This window comes from Serratia sp. Ae19-1, assembly GCF_059801225.1.
This window is the reverse complement of the sequence record NZ_JBCHWD010000001.1, coordinates 718,203-739,142: the sequence shown is the minus strand read 5'-3', so window position 1 is coordinate 739,142 and position 20,940 is coordinate 718,203. Positions and strand designations below refer to the sequence as shown.

Annotated in this window: 15 protein-coding genes; 5 read left to right on the top strand and 10 right to left on the bottom strand. The window is 53.0% G+C overall.

From position 1 onward, the window contains the following. Positions 1-11: 11 nt before the first annotated feature. The 5 genes from AAIE04_RS03635 to galU all read right to left on the bottom strand — a co-directional run bounded on the left by AAIE04_RS03635 (position 12) and on the right by galU (position 6,941). Positions 12-1,250, bottom strand: a complete 1,239-nt coding sequence (locus tag AAIE04_RS03635; RefSeq protein WP_498576506.1) for an EpsG family protein — start codon at positions 1,248-1,250, stop codon at positions 12-14. Between the two features lie 40 nt (positions 1,251-1,290). Then, positions 1,291-3,453, bottom strand: coding sequence for a polysaccharide biosynthesis tyrosine autokinase (locus AAIE04_RS03630; RefSeq protein ID WP_498576505.1), 2,163 nt, complete (start codon positions 3,451-3,453; stop codon positions 1,291-1,293). A 251-nt stretch (positions 3,454-3,704) separates the two neighbouring features. Continuing rightward, positions 3,705-4,841, bottom strand: coding sequence for a polysaccharide export protein (locus AAIE04_RS03625; protein ID WP_047728112.1), 1,137 nt, complete (start codon positions 4,839-4,841; stop codon positions 3,705-3,707). Positions 4,842-5,105: 264 nt separating this feature from the next. Then, entirely contained in the window at positions 5,106-5,999 is an 894-nt protein-coding gene (locus AAIE04_RS03620; RefSeq protein ID WP_498576504.1) for a sugar phosphate nucleotidyltransferase, read from the bottom strand. Between the two features lie 42 nt (positions 6,000-6,041). Beyond that, complete coding sequence (gene galU, locus AAIE04_RS03615; RefSeq protein WP_498576503.1) at positions 6,042-6,941, bottom strand: UTP--glucose-1-phosphate uridylyltransferase GalU; 900 nt, start codon at positions 6,939-6,941, stop codon at positions 6,042-6,044. 626 nt (positions 6,942-7,567) lie between these two features. On the opposite strand from galU, the gene AAIE04_RS03610 reads away from it, so the two are divergent. Beyond that, complete coding sequence (locus AAIE04_RS03610) at positions 7,568-9,151, top strand: TerC family protein (RefSeq protein WP_498576502.1); 1,584 nt, start codon at positions 7,568-7,570, stop codon at positions 9,149-9,151. A gap of 30 nt (positions 9,152-9,181) precedes the next feature. Here AAIE04_RS03610 and dcuC read toward each other — a convergent pair whose 3' ends face one another. The 4 genes from dcuC to udk all read right to left on the bottom strand — a co-directional run bounded on the left by dcuC (position 9,182) and on the right by udk (position 13,935). After that, positions 9,182-10,534, bottom strand: a complete 1,353-nt coding sequence (gene dcuC / locus AAIE04_RS03605; protein WP_025159973.1) for an anaerobic C4-dicarboxylate transporter DcuC — start codon at positions 10,532-10,534, stop codon at positions 9,182-9,184. Positions 10,535-10,709: 175 nt separating this feature from the next. Beyond that, positions 10,710-12,542, bottom strand: coding sequence for an outer membrane assembly protein AsmA (gene asmA, locus AAIE04_RS03600; protein WP_197667392.1), 1,833 nt, complete (start codon positions 12,540-12,542; stop codon positions 10,710-10,712). A gap of 44 nt (positions 12,543-12,586) precedes the next feature. Then, positions 12,587-13,168 carry a dCTP deaminase gene (gene dcd, locus AAIE04_RS03595; protein WP_019454407.1) on the bottom strand — a complete coding sequence of 194 codons (582 nt, stop codon included), beginning with the start codon at positions 13,166-13,168 and terminating at the stop codon, positions 12,587-12,589. Between the two features lie 125 nt (positions 13,169-13,293). Then, the gene (gene udk / locus AAIE04_RS03590; RefSeq protein WP_004938922.1) at positions 13,294-13,935 is read right to left on the bottom strand and encodes a uridine kinase; all 642 of its coding nucleotides are present in this window, start codon (positions 13,933-13,935) and stop codon (positions 13,294-13,296) included. A gap of 292 nt (positions 13,936-14,227) precedes the next feature. On the opposite strand from udk, the gene AAIE04_RS03585 reads away from it, so the two are divergent. Next, positions 14,228-14,884 (top strand): phosphatase PAP2 family protein, encoded by a 657-nt coding sequence (locus tag AAIE04_RS03585; protein WP_498576501.1) that lies wholly within the window; start codon positions 14,228-14,230, stop codon positions 14,882-14,884. Positions 14,885-14,933: 49 nt separating this feature from the next. Here the strand turns inward: AAIE04_RS03585 and apbC are convergent, their stop codons facing one another. Beyond that, entirely contained in the window at positions 14,934-16,046 is a 1,113-nt protein-coding gene (gene apbC / locus AAIE04_RS03580; protein WP_019454410.1) for an iron-sulfur cluster carrier protein ApbC, read from the bottom strand. A 159-nt stretch (positions 16,047-16,205) separates the two neighbouring features. On the opposite strand from apbC, the gene metG reads away from it, so the two are divergent. The 3 genes from metG (at position 16,206) to AAIE04_RS03565 (ending at position 20,863) form a co-directional block, all read left to right on the top strand. Then, the gene (gene metG, locus AAIE04_RS03575) at positions 16,206-18,233 is read left to right on the top strand and encodes a methionine--tRNA ligase (protein WP_025159975.1); all 2,028 of its coding nucleotides are present in this window, start codon (positions 16,206-16,208) and stop codon (positions 18,231-18,233) included. A gap of 222 nt (positions 18,234-18,455) precedes the next feature. Beyond that, on the top strand, positions 18,456-19,523 hold the full coding sequence (locus tag AAIE04_RS03570; protein ID WP_498576500.1) for a sugar ABC transporter substrate-binding protein: 1,068 nt from the start codon (positions 18,456-18,458) through the stop codon (positions 19,521-19,523). Positions 19,524-19,654: 131 nt separating this feature from the next. Continuing rightward, on the top strand, positions 19,655-20,863 hold the full coding sequence (locus AAIE04_RS03565; RefSeq protein ID WP_498576499.1) for an MFS transporter: 1,209 nt from the start codon (positions 19,655-19,657) through the stop codon (positions 20,861-20,863). Positions 20,864-20,940 lie beyond the last annotated feature (77 nt).

The following is a 20,940-nucleotide window of genomic DNA, read 5'->3' as shown; positions in this document are numbered from 1 at the left end:
TGTCAGCCAGTTTAAAATATGCCTATTTTATTTAGAATAGTTGGCAAATCATCACTAAGAATAGAGACAAGGTCTCCATAGTAGAAAAACTGGTTACTAACGACATTGATGTATACATACATTAATAATAACAGAGCTACCAAAGAAAGATAAATCATGCATTTTAGCGTGTAATCTTTTATTCCGCCTATTAATAAAATGGCATAAGCAAACGCAAAGATCATTAAATTAAACGCATATCGTGTCGAAATCTCTTCGAACGACGTGCATAGAAAAAACATCAATGCGCCATACATAAAGAAGCCGCGTATATCTTCTAATGTTCTCTTTCTAGACTCGTCTAACTCTAGAAAATATTTTTGGAAAAGATTCCCCCCTTCAATAATCATGATGAAGAAAACTATCGCTCCCAATTTTCGGCCAAAATCACTACCTTCAAACGTTGCATCATTGTCATATACCGCCGCTTTTTCTGATAATAGGCTCCCTGTCGGGAAAAAAGCCACCAACACTGAAAAAAAGTATTTCCCAACAATATAAGTGGCCCCAAATGCAACGAGTGCAAGAGGTGTTGAAACTTTGTGGAAGAAACGTCTTAAAAATATATAAGGGGCATACATTATAAACGAGAAGTGGCTCAGTGCTGCCAAAATTATTAATGCCATACCGTTTCGTATGGTTTTACAAGAGAGTGCACAAATTAAAAAGGATAAGGCTAAAGACTGCCTAAGAATATTCCCGTACAACCCTTGGAAAGTATACTGACAACAGAACATAAACAAAATAATCGCGAAGCTGTTTCCGGTAATTCTATAGAGGCCCACAACAAGTAACGCAAAACTGACGAAATAAAAGAAGGCAAATGCCTCGTTGTTCACTCCGAATAAGTATGCGGAAATGTACATGAATAAATAAGAAATGAAATCCGAGTCCCTGAAACTGGCAACCCACTGAACGATATTTAGCCCATTACCTTCTAGCATCGATACACGGTAATTGACCTTGTCATTCATAATTGGATCAAGTGTCTTTGTGGATATAACAGTGCAAGTTATCAATGTCATTGCAATAAAGAAAAAAAAGTATGCCAAATAGTTTTTTTCTCTGTCACTAGCAATGATATAAAAAGCCATTATCCCGCAAAAGCCAACCATAGTGAGGTAGGGGGCGACAAAGAAACTGCTCATAGCAACCAGCACCAATAAGCAAAGGACCATATTCCTTTTGTTCACCATTTCCGTTAACTCCATATTTTCACCTTTATTTTAAATGGCTCTTTTACTTCTTTACTTATTGGTATTTATATCCGTAATTGTAATATGAGCCTTCAGAGTAACTCTCTGTTGCTTTTTTAACATACCCATTTACAATTAACCCGCTGATACTAACTCCCGATTTTTCAAAACGAGATATTGACATTTCAACTTCTTTCACAGTATTTTTCGCGAATCCAACTACCAACATTGTCGTTCCAGCGTGCCGCCCAATAATAGACGGATCGGTAACGGCCATAATAGGAGGTGTATCAATGATAACAAAATCATACATATTACCTAATGTTGAAACTAAAAGCTCGAAGCGAGCCGTCATCAACAACTCTGAAGGATTTGGAGCTATCTTACCTCTAGGAATTATATCCAATCCTGTGCGCTCGTCATGCTGGATGTATTTACTAACATCAACCTCAGATGACGTAAGGTAGGAGGATAATCCCAACTCGTTTTTCAAAGAAAATAGCTCATGAACATATCCCTTTCTCAAATCAGCATCAAGCAAAAGCACTCGCTTCCCAGACTTCGTGATTAAACTTGATAAATTGGCACTAATAAACGTTTTACCACACCCTGGACTTACACCAGAGATCATTAGTACGTTATTATTAGACTCAATCATTGCAAAATGTAGTGAAGTGCGTAATCCACGAAGTGCTTCGATCGCTAAATCGCTAGGGTCAAAGTCAGCCAGTATTGTGTGCTGGAGAAATATTTTATTATTGCCTTTTCTCTCTTTCTTGATGATTTCACCTTGTATCGATGTAAACGGTATCGTAGCTAGCACACTCACTCCCAGCTGCCCCAATTCTTCGATTTTTTCAACTCGTTTATAAAGGATTGTTTTCAACAATACCAATATAAACGCAAATATGAAACCAAGATAAATAGAGACAAAAATAATCACCTTGCTATTCAGACTTGCAACTCCATTCCTCAACTCTGCGTAGTCAATGATTCTTACATCACCGATAATACTCGCCTTAGTAACTCGTAACTCTTGTTCTTTTTGCAAAAGTAACACGTAGACAGCCTGCCCTACCAGAACGTCGCGACTCAGTCGAATTAGTTGCTGTTGGGTCTCTGGTAAGTTGGCAATACTGTAGTTAATTTTTGAACGCTCTTCTTCTATAGCTTTTTTCTTATCGAGAAGAGCTTTGTATGATGGATATTCCTTCGTGTAAGCTTGCGATACATCAACCTCTTGTATCGTAAGCGCATTTAGTTGAGTGTCTAACGCAACTCCTCGCTTTAATAATTGTTGGGCCTCTAAAGTCATATCAAGAGAGTTACTATTTCTTCTATGTTTATTTAGTGCATCCTCAGCAAGGACTAGATCATTTTTTTTAATAGGCAATTGCATAGACAAAAAATTAAGCCCTTTCTCAGCTTGTGCTGATTTATCCTTTATATTTTGATTAAGATAATTTTTCGCAATTTCATTCAGCGTTGATACTACTTTTTCAGGAACTGTTCCTTGATAGAATACTCTAAAAATACCATTATCCCGTGCGTTACTCACGAAACTGAGGTTAGCTATAACAGAGTTAATTGCTGTTATTTTAGATTTTTTTACTAACTCAAAAGTGTCCCCGACGGTAGCGTTTCCTTTATTTATTAAAACAGAAACACCACCTTCCAAAATAGGATTATTAAACTCTCCTGTTATGACATCACCCTGCTCAGTCATAATTTTATATTTTTTTTGAGAGATAACGTCTAATCGAAGAGTTTTATCCTGAAGGTTCTCCGGAACTTCCAAAACGTGTACAATAATATATTTTTTGTCCCCGGTAACTTTCGAGATCAGCGTGCCAATTACAGGTAAAACCTTTTCTTTAGCATCAATATCAAGTTTTAGCGTCGATACAGCCTCACCAATGACACGTCGAGAAAATAGTAAAGCCATTTCAGCAGCATCCTTTACTTCCTGATCTTGCGTGAAAGCTTCAGAAACGTTCGATACTAAACTGTCAGCGGCGTTTTTTTCAACCTGTATTAACACATCCGCACGGTACATGGGCGTTGCTAGCCATGTGTAACCAATACTCATACCCGCAAATAAGAATACCAGTCCGATAATAAACTTATGATGTTCAAGCAGCACACCAACTAAATGATGCAAATTGCTGTTACTTTGGCCACTATCGCACGGTTCAGTTACGTGTTTTTTTTCAGACATAGTGTTTCCGGTCATTGGCTGGGTACTTCTAACATGTTAAGCGCGCTATGGTTCTAGAGTACTAAATGTGACTCATCGCGGAGAGTTAATATCATGAATGGGTGTAATTATTTTATCTTGACTTCACATAGCTTATTTTAGGATAGCTCAGTAATCAGATACTTTTGGCCTATTAATGTACGTAGTGACCATCTTTCTAATATTAAGATGGCCACCACTTATTTACACGCGAGAGACAGAACTCACATAAACTATGGCCAATTACGGATACGCAGTGAGCCTTCACTGAGGTTGTTAAATCCAACAATAGTTGGTAACAGTTGGTTAATTACGCGGTTCCAACGGGCCAAGGGAGCCGTGGTTACATAAACAATATCGTAAGGTTGCAAGTGGAACTCTGTTCCCATGACCATTGCCGTCGCATCCGATGCATTCAACTGATAGATACTCGCCAGTTTCTGACCTTCCGTTCCGCGTAAAGGCCTGATAACAAATACACCTGTTGCATCGGATACAGCCTGATCCATTCCTTCAGCGTTACCAAGTGCCTCCGTCAACGTCATTCCGCTGCGGTCCATTTTCAATGTGGTTTGCTTTTTCACTTCCCCCATAACGAAAACTTTCAAGTCATCGTTACGTGGCACGTAGAGGATATCACCAGGATAAAGTAAACGGTTTTGCGTCAAATCGCCACGCTGCATCAGTGCCTGCAAGGAAATGCGCTGTTCCTGCCCATTATGAGTCAACACTACATTGCGCCAATCAGCGTTCTCTGCTAAACCACCAGCGGCGTTAATAGCATCCATAACTGTCAAAGGTACGTTCGTGATGGCCTGCTTTCCTGATGTTGCTACCTCACCTGTAACATAAACCTTTTGTGAACGGAAGGCTGCAATGCTGACGTCCACTTGTGGGCTTTCGATATATTGCGCAAGCCTCCCGGCAATATCATTGCGAACCTGACTCATGGTCCTGCCAGCGACTTTTACCTTGCCAATGTAAGGATAGAAAATAGTACCGTCAGAATTGACCCAGTTCCCTGTATCGCTAGCGCTCCGATATTGGCCAGCCGGAGTAGTCAGTTCAGGATGATCCCAAACGGTTACCATCAAGACATCACCGATACCGATACGGTATTCATAGTTCTGTAGTTCACGTTCTAAAGAAGAATTGGGTTGTGCAACAACTGGTTTAGGTCGCATCTTCTCGACCAAACTTGGCGTAAGCGGATAGACATTAACCAGCTTATCGATGTCAAAATCATTATCTTGTTGTTTGACGACCTCTTTGCCACTGGTTGAAAGATGAGAGCCCGGTACGATAGTACAGCCGCTAACCACACCGATAGATACCAAAAGTGGTATCAGTTTCCATTGTTTTTTTGCCATCGAGTTATCATCACTTTCAAAGTAAATATATCTACAAGCTACGTTAGCTGGTCAACCTAGGCTACATCGTCGTATGCGCTTCATAAGCACTGTCATATCTCAGATATTTTGACAGAAAACCATGCTCGTATTGAGCCAGCGTTGAGAATCAGGGCCGTATGATTATGGAGTATTTCCAAAGCTGAGTCCAACGTAGTAAGGAACACTGAGCGTTCCCCTCCATAGCGAAACGCAGAGTGTACAATGTGGTCAAATCGAGCGACCTTACAACGACAGCTGCCTGGCCCAAACGCTAAACGCCTCACCCTGCGTCGGATGACGCAATCCGTAGGTCACGAAAGCATGCAGGTAACCCATTTTTTCACCGCAGTTGAACGATTCACCCACCAACTCCGTCGCCTCAACGGTGTTGTGTTTCAACAATTCGGCGATGGCGTCGGTCAACTGAATTCTGTCCCAGGCGCCAGGTTCGGTTTTCTCCAAGATAGGCCAAATATCTGCCGACAACACATAGCGCCCTACGGCGGAATAATTGGATTTAAGCTGAAGTTCGCGGCTCGGCTTCTCGATGATCGATGTCATTCTGGCGCTTGCGCCCGGACGCAAGACATCAGTCTCGCACTCGACGACCGAATAATCATAGAGCACATGTTCATCTGCGGGCTGCACCAAGACCTGGCTCAACCCGGTTTGTTCAAACCGGGAAATCATGTGCGCCAGGTTGTCTTTCTTGAGATCGGCCTTGGCGTCATCCAACAAAATGTCGGGCAGCAGAACAACGAAAGGTGCTTTGCCGATCAGGGGCTTGGCGCACAGTATCGCATGCCCGAGCCCTTTGGGTTGACCCTGCCGAATGTGCATCAAGGTCACCCCTTTCGGCGTGATGGATTTCACTTCATCAAGCAATTGGCGTTTCACGCGCGCTTCCAACATGGCTTCCAGTTCGAACGACGTGTCAAAGTGGTTTTCGATCGCATTCTTGGAAGAGTGCGTCACCAGAATGATGTCTTTGATCCCGGCAGCTACGCATTCATTAACGATATATTGAATCAGCGGCTTATCGACAATCGGCAACATCTCTTTGGGAATCGCCTTCGTCGCCGGCAGCATATGCATGCCCAAACCGGCAACAGGAATGACAGCCTTTAACTTAGTCATGGTAATCCTCTTCAACATTGCGATTGCACAAGCTCACCGCAGTTATTTATCGTTCAACGCCTGCTTCAGCCATTGGGTAAATCCTGCGCCTTCAGTCTGATGGCGCAACCCATATTGGACGAATGCCTTCATGTAGCCTAATTTGTCGCCGCAGTCATGCGATTTGCCGCTCATATGGAACGCTTCAACGGTTTGTTGCTCCATCAGCATGGCAATGGCGTCCGTCAATTGAATTTCGTCACCAGCGCCCGGCGGCGTTTTTTCCAGCAGCGCCCAGATATCAGCGGCCAGCACGTAGCGACCGACCACGGCCAAGTTAGAAGGAGCTTCTTCGCGCGCGGGTTTTTCCACCACCGCCGTCATAGCGGTGCTTTCGCCCGCCGCCAGCGACGCGCCGCCACAGTCCACGACGCCATATTTCGACACGTCTTGCTCAGGGACAGGTTCCACCATGATTTGGCTATAGCCGGTTTCATCGAAGCGCTGCAGCATTTTAGCCAAGTTCTCTTTGCGCAGGTCCGCCGTAGCATCGTCCAATAAAACATCGGGTAGTAGCACCACAAACGGTTCATCACCTACCATCGGCTTAGCACATAACACCGCATGTCCCAATCCCTTAGCCTGCCCTTGTCGCACTTGCATCACAGTGACATCTGGAGGGCAAATACCTTTGACCTCTTCCAGCAGCTGACGCTTGACGCGCGACTCCAGTACCGCCTCAAGTTCGAATGACGTGTCAAAGTGGTTCTCAATCGCATTCTTTGAGGAGTGCGTAACCAGTACGATATCCTTAATCCCGGCAGCTACACATTCATTTACGATGTACTGAATTAAGGGTTTATCGACAACCGGCAACATTTCTTTAGGAATTGCTTTAGTTGCTGGCAACATCCGCGTCCCCAGTCCAGCAACCGGAATTACAGCCTTAAGTCTCTTTTGCATGTTTTTTATCCACAATCACATTATTCTGTAAAATACGCTAATCCATTGCCCGCTGTTTATGGCCAATAGCAGGCACGCTACCGCCCTTGGCTTCCAGCTACCAATGCGCTGCTTGCAGTGGTTGAAAAAGAAGATACCAATTAACGCACTGATTTATTTAATTTTTTTACACACAATGACTATCAATAGCGTTTGGTTCGTCAAACCATGTAAAGAGGTATTTTTATAACCAAAAGCAGATAATTTAGGCCGTTTATATGGCTAAGATTCTTATACTATTAATCTTTGGACACAAGCCTTAGATACCCTAGCCGTCTCGTTTTCAGAATAAGACTACTAGGGCAGTCCAATTCATAATATGAAAATTGACGAAAACATCAATAACATCATGATATTCATTAAGATATTGAATGTGGGTTATTTTACAGCCAAATGAGGTACGCTATTTCTCCCAGTTCACCGCATGGCCATTTAATTTATTGATATCCCCTATTTCCCTTAAACCTTAACCCGATACTCACCCTAACTCACTCTCACATCTTCGAATTAAAGTTGAATTTTGCCGCCTCAGCGCCCATCATTCCCCTGCGGCATAAGCCGTAGAACTTACAGGTGAAATTGGGCGTATGGAATGGATCGCTGATCCAACAATTTGGGCCGGCCTGGCCACCTTGGTCGTGCTGGAAATCGTTCTGGGTATAGACAACCTTGTCTTCATCGCCATTCTGGCGGATAAACTACCAAAACAACAAAGAGATAAGGCTCGAGTCGTCGGTCTGTTGCTGGCGTTGGTGATGCGTCTGGCGCTGCTCGCCTCCATCTCGTGGCTGGCGACGCTGACCAAGCCGATGTTCATCATTGCGGAGCACCCCTTCAGCGGCCGCGATCTGATCATGCTGGTCGGCGGGATATTCCTGCTGTTCAAAGCCACCATGGAGCTGAACGAGCGGCTGGAAGGCAAGGATGAAGAGCAGCACGGCACACGCAAAGGCGCGCGTTTCTGGCCGGTAGTGGCGCAGATCGTGGTGCTGGACGCCGTCTTCTCACTCGACTCGGTGATCACCGCAGTCGGCATGGTCGACCACCTGGCGGTGATGATGATCGCGGTCTGTATCGCCATCGGCCTGATGCTGCTGGCCAGCAAGCCGTTGACGCGCTTCGTCAACGCTCACCCGACTATCGTCATCCTGTGCCTTAGTTTCCTGCTGATGATCGGCTTCAGCCTGGTGGCGGAGGGCTTCGGCTATCACATTCCGAAAGGCTACCTCTACGCGGCGATCGGCTTCTCTGTGATGATCGAAGCCTTGAACCAACTGGCGCAGTTCAACCGCCGCCGCTTCCTGTCGAAGGTGCGGCCACTGCGCGAACGTACCGCCGAGGCGGTGTTGCGCATGCTGAGCGGTAAACATGAAGAAGCGGAAGTCGACAGCCATTCGGCCAACCTGCTGGCGGACAGCGACAGCGAAAACGGCGAGATCTTTAACCAGCAGGAGCGGCGCATGATCGAACGCGTGCTGGGCATGGCGCAGCGCACGGTCAGCAGCATCATGACCTCGCGTCATGACGTCGAATATCTTGAGCTGAACGATCCGCAGGAAAAGCTGACACAATTGCTGGAACGTAATCAACACACGCGTATCGTGGTGGTGGAAAGCAGCGCCAGCGACGAACCGCTGGGTGTGATCCACACCATCGACGTCCTCAAACAGCAGTTGGCGCAGGCACCGCTGGATCTGCGCGCGCTGATACGCCAACCGCTGATCTTCCCGGAACAGCTCACGCTGTTAAGCGCCCTGGAGCAATTCCGTCAGGCGCAGACGCACTTCGCTTTTGTGGTCGATGAGTTTGGCTCGGTCGAAGGTATCGTCACCCTGACGGACGTGATGGAAACCATTGCCGGCAACCTGCCGGAGGCCGGCGAAGAGGTGGACGCACGCCACGACATTCAGCAAAACGAAGACGGCAGCTGGATTGCCAACGGCTATATGCCGCTGGAGGATCTGGTGTTGTATCTGCCGATGCCGCTGGAAGAAAAGCGCGAATACCACACGCTGGCGGGGCTGCTGATGGAGCATAGCCAGCGCGTGCTGCAAGAAGGCGAGCAAATCAAGATCGGTGACTACCAGTTCGAACCTTTGGAGGTCAACAGCCACCGCATCCTGAAAGTGAAGATCACCCCGCCTCCCCCACCGGAGGACTACGAGGTTTAACATTGAGGCCGGGCATTGCCCGGCCTTTCTTTACTGGGGAACCAGCAGCTCCGTCGCCACGATCACCACCACCAATCCGACAATCACCGGCACCGATGTGCGTTTTACCACGTCAAACGGCGAGATTTTCGCCATGCCGGAAACCGCCACCACCACGCCTGAGACTGGCGACAGCGTGCGGCCGAGGTTAGACGCCTGCAGCATCGGGATCACCAGATAGGCCGGATTCACGCCCATCTGCGCCGCTAGTTTCGGGATCAGTTCGACAAACGCGTAAAACGGCGCATTGCCGGAGCCGGTGGTCATCGCCGCCAGCATGGTGATTACCACCAAGACCAGCATCATGATCAAACCACCGGTGCCGAACGACTGCGCCAGCCCGATCAATCCGCTGATAAAGCCAACGGTGCTCAACCCTTGCGCGAAGACGCCCGCAGCCACCAGCAGCATCACCACGCTGGCGAAAGCGTCCGCCATGCCGCGATAGGCCACTTCCAGGCCGCTGAATACCTGTTTGGCGCTGAAGCTGCGCAGAAACTCGATCGCTGCCGCCAACAGTATGCACCCTACCAGTACGGTTATGATGTGCAGCTCCGGACCCCACTTGCCGTCAAAGATCAACACACCGAGGATAGGCGTAAACGGCAATAGCGCGTAGAACCCCGGTGCATGGGTTTTGATCTCGCTGACGTCCATGATGTGATGCTGTTCATTGCCCTTTCTGTCGAGATAACGCTGCCAGAAAAAGTGCGCCACAGCCATGCAGACGATAGCGGCGATCGAGATCGGCAGCGTGGTTTTGAACGCGAAGTCCACCAGCGGCATCTCCGCCGCCTTGGCCGCCAACACCACGTCGCCGGAGGTTGGCGCCAGAATAATCGCCGCCGGCGAAGCGCAAATGGCTGCCGCCGCGCCACGGCTGATGCCGACGTTCACCATCAACGGGAACAGTGTCGCCATCAGCAATACGCCAAGGCCGGTGGCGGAAGAAACCGCCAGCGACATCAGGCAAGCGACAAAGTACGCCGCCACCATCAGCAGATAAGGCGAGTTGATCATCTGCAAAGGGCGCGAGGCCAGCTTGACGACCACGTCGTTGGCACCGATATGCGTCATGTAGGCGGCAAAGCCGCATAGCATCATGATCATCATGCCCAGATCGCCGCCGCGGCTCATCAGCAAGATCTTGACGTACTCGATCATGTCGGTCGCGCGCCAGCCGGTAGACGCAGCGCCGGACGGCAGCAGCGTTTTCCCCATCAGGGCGCTGATGCCGAGCAGCAGCAGCCCTCCCACCATCAAGACGCCGGTGGCGGAATACCCCTTGATGATGTAACGGCCCACGCCCGCCGCTACTAAGGCGCCAATAAGAAGCTCTATCATGTTTCCTCAACTCGTCATGTTTTCGCGCTCAGGCGCATAGTCATAGCAGAACAGGCCCTTACTTTGCACAAACTGAGCGCGGGCCTTCATGACCTTCATCAAGGTAACGGAGGGAAATATTCACGGGAAATGTCGATATTGATGCGGGCCACAAGACGGCCCGCATCAGGGATGATTAGAGTTTGTCGAGCAGCTTTTTCAGATCCTGGCCTTCGCGCGAATCCTTGTTCTTTTCAGCCCACTTGTTCAGCGCATCCTTGGCCCGATCCTGCAGCGTTTTACGCAGCACCTGATCGACCTGCAATTGATAATTCAGCTGTTGCCACGGCCCGTAGACCCGCAGCGGGATCGGCGTTTTTTGCAGCTGTTCGATCAGCTCGCCGCGCCCTTGCCAACCGCCGGTGACGCGCACGTTAAGCGCCATATCACACTGTTTGCCCGGCATATCGATGCTGCCGGTGCCGGTCAGCGCCAGCAAAGGCGAATCCGCCGTCAGGCCGCTGAGTTTGACCGTGCCCTGGTTCAGGGTAGCCTGCGCCGAAACGCTTTTGACTTCGGTATAGCGCTGATAGCTGTCTTGACCGCGCACGCTGTTGTCATTGCGCGCCACGGCCTGTTGGATCAGCTGCTGGATGTTCAAACCGTGCAGTTGCGCATCCTGCATCGCCAGCTGCGCCGTACCACGCCAGCGGTGCTCAAATGACTGTGAAGAGAGGCGATCGCCGGTCAAATCCCCTTTCATGCTGAACTTGCCGGTCAGCATCTGCGGCATGTCGAAAGCTTTGAGCACCGTGCCCAGCTCAATCTGGTTCAGCGTCGGCTGCACGCTGATGACCGGTTTATTGCCGCGCGCATCCAGCGTTCCCGGCAAGGAGAAATCTCCGCCGGCCAATTGCCCGGCCAGCTTATGCAGCGTCAACAGACCGCGTTGGTTGTCCGCGGTAACGGCCAATTGGGTGACATTCATTCCGCGATAGGTCAACTGCGCCGCTTGCAGGTTCAACTGCGCATTGAAATCGCGCAGCGCCTCTAAATTCTGCTGCCGATCGTCAACCTGGCTCGCGATCACCGGGGCGGCAGTCACGGCCGGTTGCTCGGCAGTATTGCTGCTGGATTGCCAGCCGGAAAGCGCGTCGAGATCGAGGTTAGCCGAATTGAGATTCACCACATAGCCCGGCACCGCCCCCAGCGTGGCGCTGATATCGCCGGCCAACTGGCTGTTGTTGGCGCTGACGTTCAGTTGGCTGACGGCAATCTGCGCCGGCGTCTGTTGATAGACGACCTGGGCATTGCCCTCGCCCTGAATGCCGCCGTTAAGAATGTCCGCCCCGGCCAGTTGATAATTGAACTGGGTCACTTTGGCGCCGATCTGGTGTGGGAACTGCTGCAGGTCGACATCGGCCGCCATGCTGAAGGTCAGGTCACGCTGATCGCGGTTGACCCGGCTGGACAGTTCAAGCTGCGCCTGCCGTTTCGCCGTTTGCTGCAGGGTGAGATTGATGTCCCGAACATTGATTTGATCGTTGTCGGCGCGCTGCCAAATCAGCAGGCTGTCCACGACCCGCAAGTCATCGATATCAAACTTCCAGGCCGCGTCTGCCGCGTCAGTGCCGCTGCCGGCCGGAGCTATCGGCGCATCCACCTGCGAATGTTCTTCACTGTCGGGCGTGAGGCGAATGACGGCGTTTTTCAGCATCACCTGTTTCACAAACAGCTGATGCGACAACAGAGGCAACAGTTTGACATCGAGGCGCATGTTTTCCGCACTGACCACCGGCGCCTTGGCGCCCGGCGCGGTCAGCGTCATGCGCCCGGCCAAAATGCTGAGCTGCGGCCAGATATGCCAACGCAGATCGCCTTCGAGCGTCAGCTGATAACCGCTTTTCTGCTCGACCTTCTTGACCATATAACCGCGAAAATCATTCGGATTCACCAGCAGCACCAGTGCGGACATTCCCGCCACCACTACCACCAGCAAAATCGCCAATGTCGTCAGTAATCTTCTCATGCCACCCTCTTGTCAGCGCCACACCGACGGTGCATCCCGCGCCGTTAGTCCTTGTCGATTCGACTGGCTACTGCGCCCTGCTGATCGCGATATTTAGCATCCTGGCGGCTGTTGTACGGCCGGGCCGCCGGGCCGGACAACGGCTCAAAGCTCAAGGCGCCGATCAGCATCCCCGGCCGCAGCGCCAGCGGCAGCTTGCCGGAGTTGTAAAACTCCAGCACGATGCGCCCATGCCAGCCTGGGTCGATACGGTGCGCGGTGACGTGCACCATCAATCCCAGACGCGCCAGGGAAGAACGGCCGTCGAGCCAACCCACCAGATCGTCCGGCAGCGTCACGGATTCGAACGTCACCGCCAGGGCCAGCTCACCGGGATGGAGGAAAAACGCCTCGCCTTCCGGCAGGACAATTTCGTCGCTCATCACGCGATCCAACGCAGCGCTGACTTCATCTTTCGGCCCGCTGAGATCGATAAAAGGCGCAGTATGGCCACTGAACACGCGGAACTGATTGCCCAAACGGACATCTACTGTGGCCCCGTTGATGCGTTCGAGCGGCGGACGCGGGGAAATCACCAGTTTCTCGCTATCCAGCCAGGCTTCTATATCGCGGTCGCACAGTCTCATGTGTTTCTTCTCCATCAAAACGCGTAACTAAACAAAAATTGCCACACAACGGGCGAAAGGTCTACGCCGGGCTGCAAATAGTTGGCCGTCGGCCGGAAATGCACATTTCCGGCCATTAAGCGGCATTATTCAAAGAATTGGCTGATTTTGGCTTTCAGAATATCGATCGCGATGCGGTTTTTGCCACCGCGCGGGACGATGATATCGGCGTATTGTTTGGAAGGTTCGATAAACTGCAGGAACATCGGGCGCACGGTCTTCTGGTATTGCGCCATCACCGAATCCATCGAGCGGCCGCGCTCGTTGACGTCGCGCTTCATGCGGCGCATCAGGCAGATATCGAGCGGCGTGTCGACAAAGATCGAGAAGTTCATCTCCTGACGCAGACGAATATCCGTCAGCAGCAAGATCCCTTCCAGAATGATCACTTTTTTAGGTTCCAGGTGGACGGTTTCTTTCTTGCGCGTGTGTTCGGTGTAGCTGTACAGCGGCAGTTCGATCGCTTTGCCGGCCTTCAGCATCTGCAGATGCTGGAACAGCAGATTGTGATCCATGGCGCTCGGGTGGTCATAGTTGGTTTTGACCCGTTCTTCCATGGTCAGGTGAGTCTGGTCTTTATAGTAACTGTCTTCTGGGATAACGCCGATGTGCTCATCGCCGACCTGTTCGCGGAGTTCGCGGTACAACGTGCTGGCAATAAGGCTTTTTCCGGAGGCAGATGCGCCAGCTATACCAATAATGACGCACTGATGCGGATTGTCAGTCATAAAATTAAAGACCTGATTTCGTAATGTGAAGGGGGGAACTAAAACGCGACAATTATAGGGAGTCATCGGGGTTTGCGCCAGCATTTAACAATGTCTAAACGCCATCTTTTCCCGTTCTTTTTTAGGCTATACCGGAAATCAAACTCCGCTTTTCAGAACTTTTACTCTACTTATTTTTTATCGTTCGGAGTACTATGCCGCGCTTCCTGCTTAGAAGACCTTTTATCTATAAAGGTCTGAAAGCAACCTAGAATACACCACCGCTCGTTGTTCTCATGAAGGTTTTTTCGTAATGGATTGGTATTCCCTGACCTTTTTCGGCGACAGCATGTTACTGCTGCCTTCCGGAATCATTGTTTTCGCTATCCTGGTGTTTGTCTGCCAGGATTGGAAGCAGACAGCCCAATGGGCGCTGTTGTTCGGTGGCGTAGGCACCATCGTGTGCACATCCAAACTGGCCTTTATGGGCTGGGGAATCGGCATTCGTGAACTGGATTTCACTGGTTTTAGCGGTCATTCCGCACTTTCCGCCAGCATTTGGCCAGTGATGATGTGGCTACTAACCGGTCGCTTCTCCACTGCCGTGCGCAAAACAGCCGTGCTGAGCGGTTACGTGCTGGCGCTGTTGATAGGCTACTCTCGTCTGGCTATACACGTACACTCCGTTTCAGAGGTTGTCAGCGGCCTCGCACTGGGAGTTGCCGCCAGCAGCACATTTTTATGGCTGCAGCGCAACATTGCACCGCCAGCACTGTCATACCGAAAGATCGCAGCCGCCCTGCTGCTTCCTCTGTTGTTGATCAACAACGGCACGATAGCCCCGACCCAGGGACTGCTGGAGTTTATCGCCGTCAACATCGCGCCGATAGATAAGCCTTTTACACGTGAAGATATGCATGCCAACGTGCCCGTCGCTTATAACACCCTCAACTCACGCTCAGCTCAATAAAAAATCCCGGGAGCCCGGGATTTGTCCATGAGCCTCTTGTCAATTACAGCTACAGCGCGCGGAACGCAATCTCCGTCGGGATCGCCTCGCCCTGCCAGTACATCTGCGCGGCTACGCGGCCGGCGAGCTGGCGATACATCTCGGCGAATTCGCTGTCCGGGCGGCTGATCACCGTCGGCGTACCGCGATCCAGGTCTTCACGCAGCGAGATATGCAGCGGCATCTGACCCAACAGACGACTGTGGTATTTCTGCACCAGCTTCTCGGCGCCGCCGGTGCCGAAGATCGGCTCATGGTGGCCGCAGTTGCTGCAGATATGCACGCTCATGTTCTCGACAATGCCCAGCACCGGCACGTGCACTTTTTCGAACATCACTATGCCCTTGGCGGCATCCAGCAAGGCGATATCCTGCGGCGTGGTGACCACCAGCGCGCCGGTCACCGGAATGTTCTGCGACAGCGTCAGCTGGATGTCGCCGGTGCCCGGCGGCATGTCCAGCACCAGGTAATCCAGATCCGGCCACAGCGTATCCTGCAGCAGCTGCATCAGCGCCTTGCTGGCCATCGGGCCGCGCCACACCATGGCGTTGTCGTCGGTCACCAGATAACCGATGGAGTTGGTCGCCAGGCCGTGCGCCATGATTGGCGCCATGTGCTGACCGTCCGGCGAGGTCGGTCGCTCATGTTCGGTGCCCAGCATGTTCGGGATTGACGGGCCGTAAATGTCGGCGTCAAGGATACCGACCTTGGCGCCTTCGGCGGCCAGCGCCAGCGCCAGGTTGACGGCGGTGCTGGATTTCCCCACCCCGCCTTTGCCGGAGCTGACGGCGATGATGTTGCGCACGCCTTTGATCCCGGCCTGGCCGTTGGCGCGTTTCAGCGTCGTGATGTCGTGTTTCAACTTCCAGTCGATGGCGGCGGCGCCGGTCACGCGCAGCAGCTCAGGGCCGACGCTCGCCTGCAGCGCTTCAAAGCCGCTCTGCCAGGCAAACGGCATCGTCAGTTCGATATGCAGTACATCGTCCAATAATGCGCAGTGATGAATAGCCTTCAGCGCAGTCAGGTTGTTTTTCAACGTCGGGTGTTCAAAGGCGGCCAGTACACCGGTCACCAGGGCGCGCAGAACTTCGGGGTTGGTCTGCTCAGGGGATTTTGCGTTCATCCCGGCTCCTTGATTTTGAATGAGTCGCTTCTGGCTAAGCATATCAGAACTGCCCGGTAGCTGGCGCGTATAACCTGTAAGAAACCGCCCTAGCAGCGAAGGGCGCGATCGGTTAACATCGAAGGCCCTTTTATTCATTACAGAAAGCAAGTTCTCACTATGGCTCAAGTCGCGAAAAAATTATTGGTGACGTGCGCGCTACCGTACGCAAATGGTTCCATCCATCTCGGCCACATGCTCGAGCACATCCAGGCGGATATCTGGGTGCGTTACCAACGAATGCGCGGCCACGAAGTGCATTTCATCTGCGCGGACGACGCGCACGGCACGCCGATCATGCTGAAAGCGCAGCAACTGGGCGTCAAACCGGAAGAAATGATCGCGGAGATGAGCCAGGAGCACCAACAGGATTTCGCCGGCTTTGGCATCAGCTATGACAACTACCATTCGACCCATAGCGATGAAAACCGTGAGCTGTCCACCCTGATTTACAGCCGCCTGAAAGAAAACGGTTTTATCAAGAACCGCACCATTTCTCAGCTGTACGATCCGGAGAAAGGCATGTTCCTGCCGGATCGTTTCGTGAAGGGCACCTGCCCGAAATGCAAATCGCCGGATCAGTACGGCGACAACTGCGAAGTGTGCGGCGCCACCTACAGCCCGACGGAACTGATCGATCCGAAGTCCGTGGTTTCCGGCGCGACGCCGGTGATGCGCGACTCCGAACACTTCTTCTTCGATCTGCCGGCCTTCAGCGAAATGCTGCAGGCGTGGACGCGCTCCGGCGCGCTGCAAGAGCAGGTGGCGAACAAAATGCAGGAGTGGTTCGAATCCGGCCTGCAGCAGTGGGACATCTCCCGCGATGCGCCTTACTTCGGCTTTGAAATCCCGGATGCGCCGGGCAAATACTTCTACGTCTGGCTGGACGCGCCGATCGGTTACATGGGTTCCTTCAAGAACCTGTGCGACAAGCGCGGCGATCTGGACTTCGACGAATTCTGGCGCAAAGAGTCCACCACCGAGCTGTATCACTTTATCGGCAAGGACATCGTCTACTTCCACAGCCTGTTCTGGCCGGCGATGCTGGAAGGCAGCAACTTCCGCAAACCGACCAACCTGTTCGTGCACGGCTACGTGACGGTGAACGGCGCCAAGATGTCCAAGTCGCGCGGCACCTTCATCAAGGCCGGCACCTACCTGCAGCATCTGGACGCCGACTGCCTGCGCTATTACTACGCCGCCAAGCTCTCTTCACGCATTGATGACATCGATCTCAATCTGGAAGACTTCGTGCAGCGCGTGAACGCCGATATCGTCAACAAGGTGGTGAATCTGGCTTCACGCAACGCCGGCTTTATCAACAAGCGCTTCGGCGGCAAGCTGGCCGACAGCCTGGCCGATCCGGCGCTGTACCAGACCTTCGTCGACGCGGCGCAGAGCATCGCCGAAGCCTACGCCGGCCGCGAGTTCAGCCGCGCGATCCGCGAGATCATGGCGCTGGCCGATCTGGCCAACCGTTATGTGGATGAGCAGGCACCGTGGGTGGTGGCGAAGGAAGAAGGCCGCGACGCCGATCTGCAGGCCATCTGCTCGATGGGCATCAACCTGTTCCGCGTGTTGATGACTTACCTGAAGCCGGTGCTGCCTTCGCTGACCGAACGCGCCGAAGCGTTCCTCAACGCCGAGCTGAGCTGGGACGCGATCCCGCAGCCGCTGCTGGGTCACCAGGTAAACGCATTCAAAGCGCTGTTCAACCGCATCGATCTGGACAAGGTCAGCGAGATGGTCAACGCCTCGAAGGAAGACATGGCCGCCGCCAAACCGGTGACCGGTCCATTGGCCGACGATCCGATCCAGGAAACCATCACCTTCGACGACTTCGCCAAGGTCGACATGCGCATCGCGCTGATCAAGAGCGCCGACTTCGTCGAGGGCTCCGACAAGCTGCTGAAGCTGCAGCTGGATCTGGGCGGCGAATCGCGCCAGATCTTCTCCGGCATTCGCTCCGCTTACCCGGATCCGAAGGCGCTGGAAGGCCGTCTGACCATCATGGTCGCCAACCTGGCGCCGCGCAAAATGCGCTTCGGCGTGTCAGAAGGCATGGTGATGGCGGCGGGCCCTGGCGGGAAAGAGATCTTCCTGCTGAGCCCGGACAGCGGCGCGCAGCCTGGCATGCAGGTCAAGTAATCGCACTAACGCGCGGTTTCAAGGGTCGAGCTTGCTCGGCCCTTTTTTATTGCCCCAAACTCAGGGTTATAAGCATTAAGAAAAAGTCATAACCGCCCTGATTCCCACACCCGCCGCATCCGGCTATGATGCTCCGAAACAACAAATAGACGTCCAGACAGAAAGACTGCTATAACAGACCTTCACCGGGACCGTTTCCCTGCTTTTTTGGAGCCTATAATAATGAAAAATCTCAAGACTTCGCTACTCGCCCTCAGCCTGTTGTCCGCTCTGCCGCTGCAGGCGGCGGAACAGGCCGCCGTGCCGGTTGCCATCGCTCAGCATCAGGGGCCGGTGCGCATCGCGGTGATCCGTAATCTCGGTTCCGACGACAACACCACGCAATTTCTGGCGGGCGCCATTCAGGAAGGGCGCAAACTGGGCTTCAAGGTGGATACCTTCCTCAGCAACGGCGACGACGCGCGCTTCCAGGACTTCGTCAACCAGGCCATCAGCCAGAAATATGACGGCGTCATTCTCTCGCAGGGGCGAGCCCCCTATTCCACCGATCTGGTCAAACGCCTCGCGGCGGCCGGCATCGCCGTCGCGGCTTTCGATACCGACGTCGGCGGCAGCGTTCCCGGCGTCACCGTCTCGCAGCAGGACGACGCTTCGCTGGCCAACGCCTCCTTCGGCCAGCTGGTGAAAGATTTCAACGGCCAGGCCAACATCATCAAACTCTGGGTGGCCGGCTTCCCGCCGATGGAGCGCCGCCAGGCCGCCTATCAGCAGTTGCTGAAACAGCATCCGGGCATTCATGAGCTGGAATCGATCGGCGCGGTCTCATCCGACGTACAGGGCGATACCGCCAACAAGGTGGGCGCGGTGCTGGCGAAATACCCGAAAGGCAAGATAGACGCCATCTGGGGCACCTGGGATGCCTTTACCCAAGGGGCTTACAAGGCGCTGAAAGAGAACGGACGCACCGAAATCAAACTGTACAGTATCGATATCTCCAACCAGGATCTGCAGCTAATGCGTGAGGCCGACAGCCCGTGGCAGGTCAGCGTCGCGGTGGATCCGAAACTGATCGGCGCGATCAACCTGCGCCTGGTGGCCAACAAAATCGCCGGAGAAAGCACGCCGGACAACTATCAGTTCAAAGCGACGGTCATTCCGCAGGCGCTGTTACTGGCGCAGCCGGGGCCGGTCAACGTCGCCGGCCTGGCGAAGATCATCCCCGGCTGGGGCAGCAGCAGCGATTTCGTTCAGCCGTGGTTCGCCACGCTACAGGCAGAACACGGTAAATAATGCTGTTTTTCACGGGGCTGCCGACGCAGCCTCTGTTTTTCAACTAATTATCGGCCTCCCCCTTCCGTCCCCGCCAAAATGCGCTATGTTATTTGCATCGCCTAATAACTGTATGCATAAACAGGTTTCGAATGAAGGGATTCCCCTCGCAGATTAACGTGCTGCTGGCCAGTTCGCTGGTGCTGACCATCGGTCGCGGCGTCACGCTGCCGTTCATCACCATCTACCTTACCGAGCATTTCCACCTGTTGCCGAAGAGCGTGGGCGTGCTCCTGGGCGTCAGCCTCACCCTCGGCATCATCGCCAGCCTGTACGGCGGCTATCTGGTGGACAAATTCAGCAAAAATCGCCTGATCCTGCTGTCGATTTTATTGTTTTCGCTCAGCTTCTTCGCCATTCCCTGGATCCCGCGCCCCGGCGGCGTGATCGTGGTGCTGGCGATCCTGCACACCTGTTATTCGGTGCTGAGCATCACCATCAAGGCCTGCTTCGCCGACTGGTTGCCGGTCGAGCAGCGCATCAAGGCTTTCTCAATCAACTACACGCTGGTCAACGTCGGCTGGGCGATCGGCTCGGCGCTCGGCGTACTGGTGGCCGGCCTCAACCCGCTGCTGCCGTTTTACCTGTCGGGTGGGTTGGCGCTGGCGACGGTGGCGGCGCTGAGCCTGCGCTTGCGCGGGCGGGAACAGCACGCAGCCCCTATCGCCGCATCAGCCTCACTACCCAACTTCCGCCAGACGCTGACCATCTTGCGCAGCGATCGCCGGCTGATCTACTTCACCCTCGGCAGCACCCTGGGCGCCGTGGTGTTCGGACAGTTCACCGGCTATCTGTCGCAGTACCTGATCACCGTTTCCAGCGCCGAGTTCGCCTACAAAATCATCGGGCTGGTGATGATCGTCAACGCCAGCATCGTCATCGCCCTGCAATACCTGCTCAGTCGCGGCATGCGCCAGGAAAACATGCTGCGCTGGCTGGCGCTGGGCACGCTGTTTTTCATCGTCGGGCTGCTCGGCTTTATGGTCGCCGGCGAGGCGGTCTGGCTGTGGCTGGCGGCGATGGCGGTGTTTACCCTCGGCGAAATCATCGTTATCCCGGTGGAATACATGTTCATCGACTTTATCGCGCCGCCGCACCTGAAAGGCAGCTACTATGGGGTACAGAACCTCAGCGCGCTGGGCGGCGCCATCAACCCAGTGCTGTGCGGGGTGCTGCTCAGCTACGCCGCGCCGCCGTTGATGTTCGTAATGCTGATCGTCGCCGCGCTGCTCAGCCTGCTGTTTTTCTTCCTCGGCCATCGGCTGGCGGAACAGGCGACGGCGGCTGAAGATGCACCTTAATCCGGCGCGCTACACTTAATCCAGGCTGTCAACCCAACGATCGTGCATGGCGGCCATAGCGAGAATTCATGGTGCGA

Coding starts and splice junctions, on each gene's coding strand:
- AAIE04_RS03625 (WP_047728112.1), bottom strand. CDS start 4,841: ATGGCAAAAAAACAATGGAAACTGATACCACTTTTGGTATCTATCGGT.
- AAIE04_RS03620 (WP_498576504.1), bottom strand. CDS start 5,999: ATGACTAAGTTAAAGGCTGTCATTCCTGTTGCCGGTTTGGGCATGCAT.
- AAIE04_RS03630 (WP_498576505.1), bottom strand. CDS start 3,453: ATGTCTGAAAAAAAACACGTAACTGAACCGTGCGATAGTGGCCAAAGT.
- AAIE04_RS03610 (WP_498576502.1), top strand. CDS start 7,568: ATGGAATGGATCGCTGATCCAACAATTTGGGCCGGCCTGGCCACCTTG.
- metG (WP_025159975.1), top strand. CDS start 16,206: ATGGCTCAAGTCGCGAAAAAATTATTGGTGACGTGCGCGCTACCGTAC.
- asmA (WP_197667392.1), bottom strand. CDS start 12,542: ATGAGAAGATTACTGACGACATTGGCGATTTTGCTGGTGGTAGTGGTG.
- AAIE04_RS03585 (WP_498576501.1), top strand. CDS start 14,228: ATGGATTGGTATTCCCTGACCTTTTTCGGCGACAGCATGTTACTGCTG.
- dcd (WP_019454407.1), bottom strand. CDS start 13,168: ATGAGACTGTGCGACCGCGATATAGAAGCCTGGCTGGATAGCGAGAAA.
- apbC (WP_019454410.1), bottom strand. CDS start 16,046: ATGAACGCAAAATCCCCTGAGCAGACCAACCCCGAAGTTCTGCGCGCC.
- AAIE04_RS03565 (WP_498576499.1), top strand. CDS start 19,655: ATGAAGGGATTCCCCTCGCAGATTAACGTGCTGCTGGCCAGTTCGCTG.
- AAIE04_RS03570 (WP_498576500.1), top strand. CDS start 18,456: ATGAAAAATCTCAAGACTTCGCTACTCGCCCTCAGCCTGTTGTCCGCT.
- dcuC (WP_025159973.1), bottom strand. CDS start 10,534: ATGATAGAGCTTCTTATTGGCGCCTTAGTAGCGGCGGGCGTGGGCCGT.
- AAIE04_RS03635 (WP_498576506.1), bottom strand. CDS start 1,250: ATGGAGTTAACGGAAATGGTGAACAAAAGGAATATGGTCCTTTGCTTA.
- udk (WP_004938922.1), bottom strand. CDS start 13,935: ATGACTGACAATCCGCATCAGTGCGTCATTATTGGTATAGCTGGCGCA.
- galU (WP_498576503.1), bottom strand. CDS start 6,941: ATGCAAAAGAGACTTAAGGCTGTAATTCCGGTTGCTGGACTGGGGACG.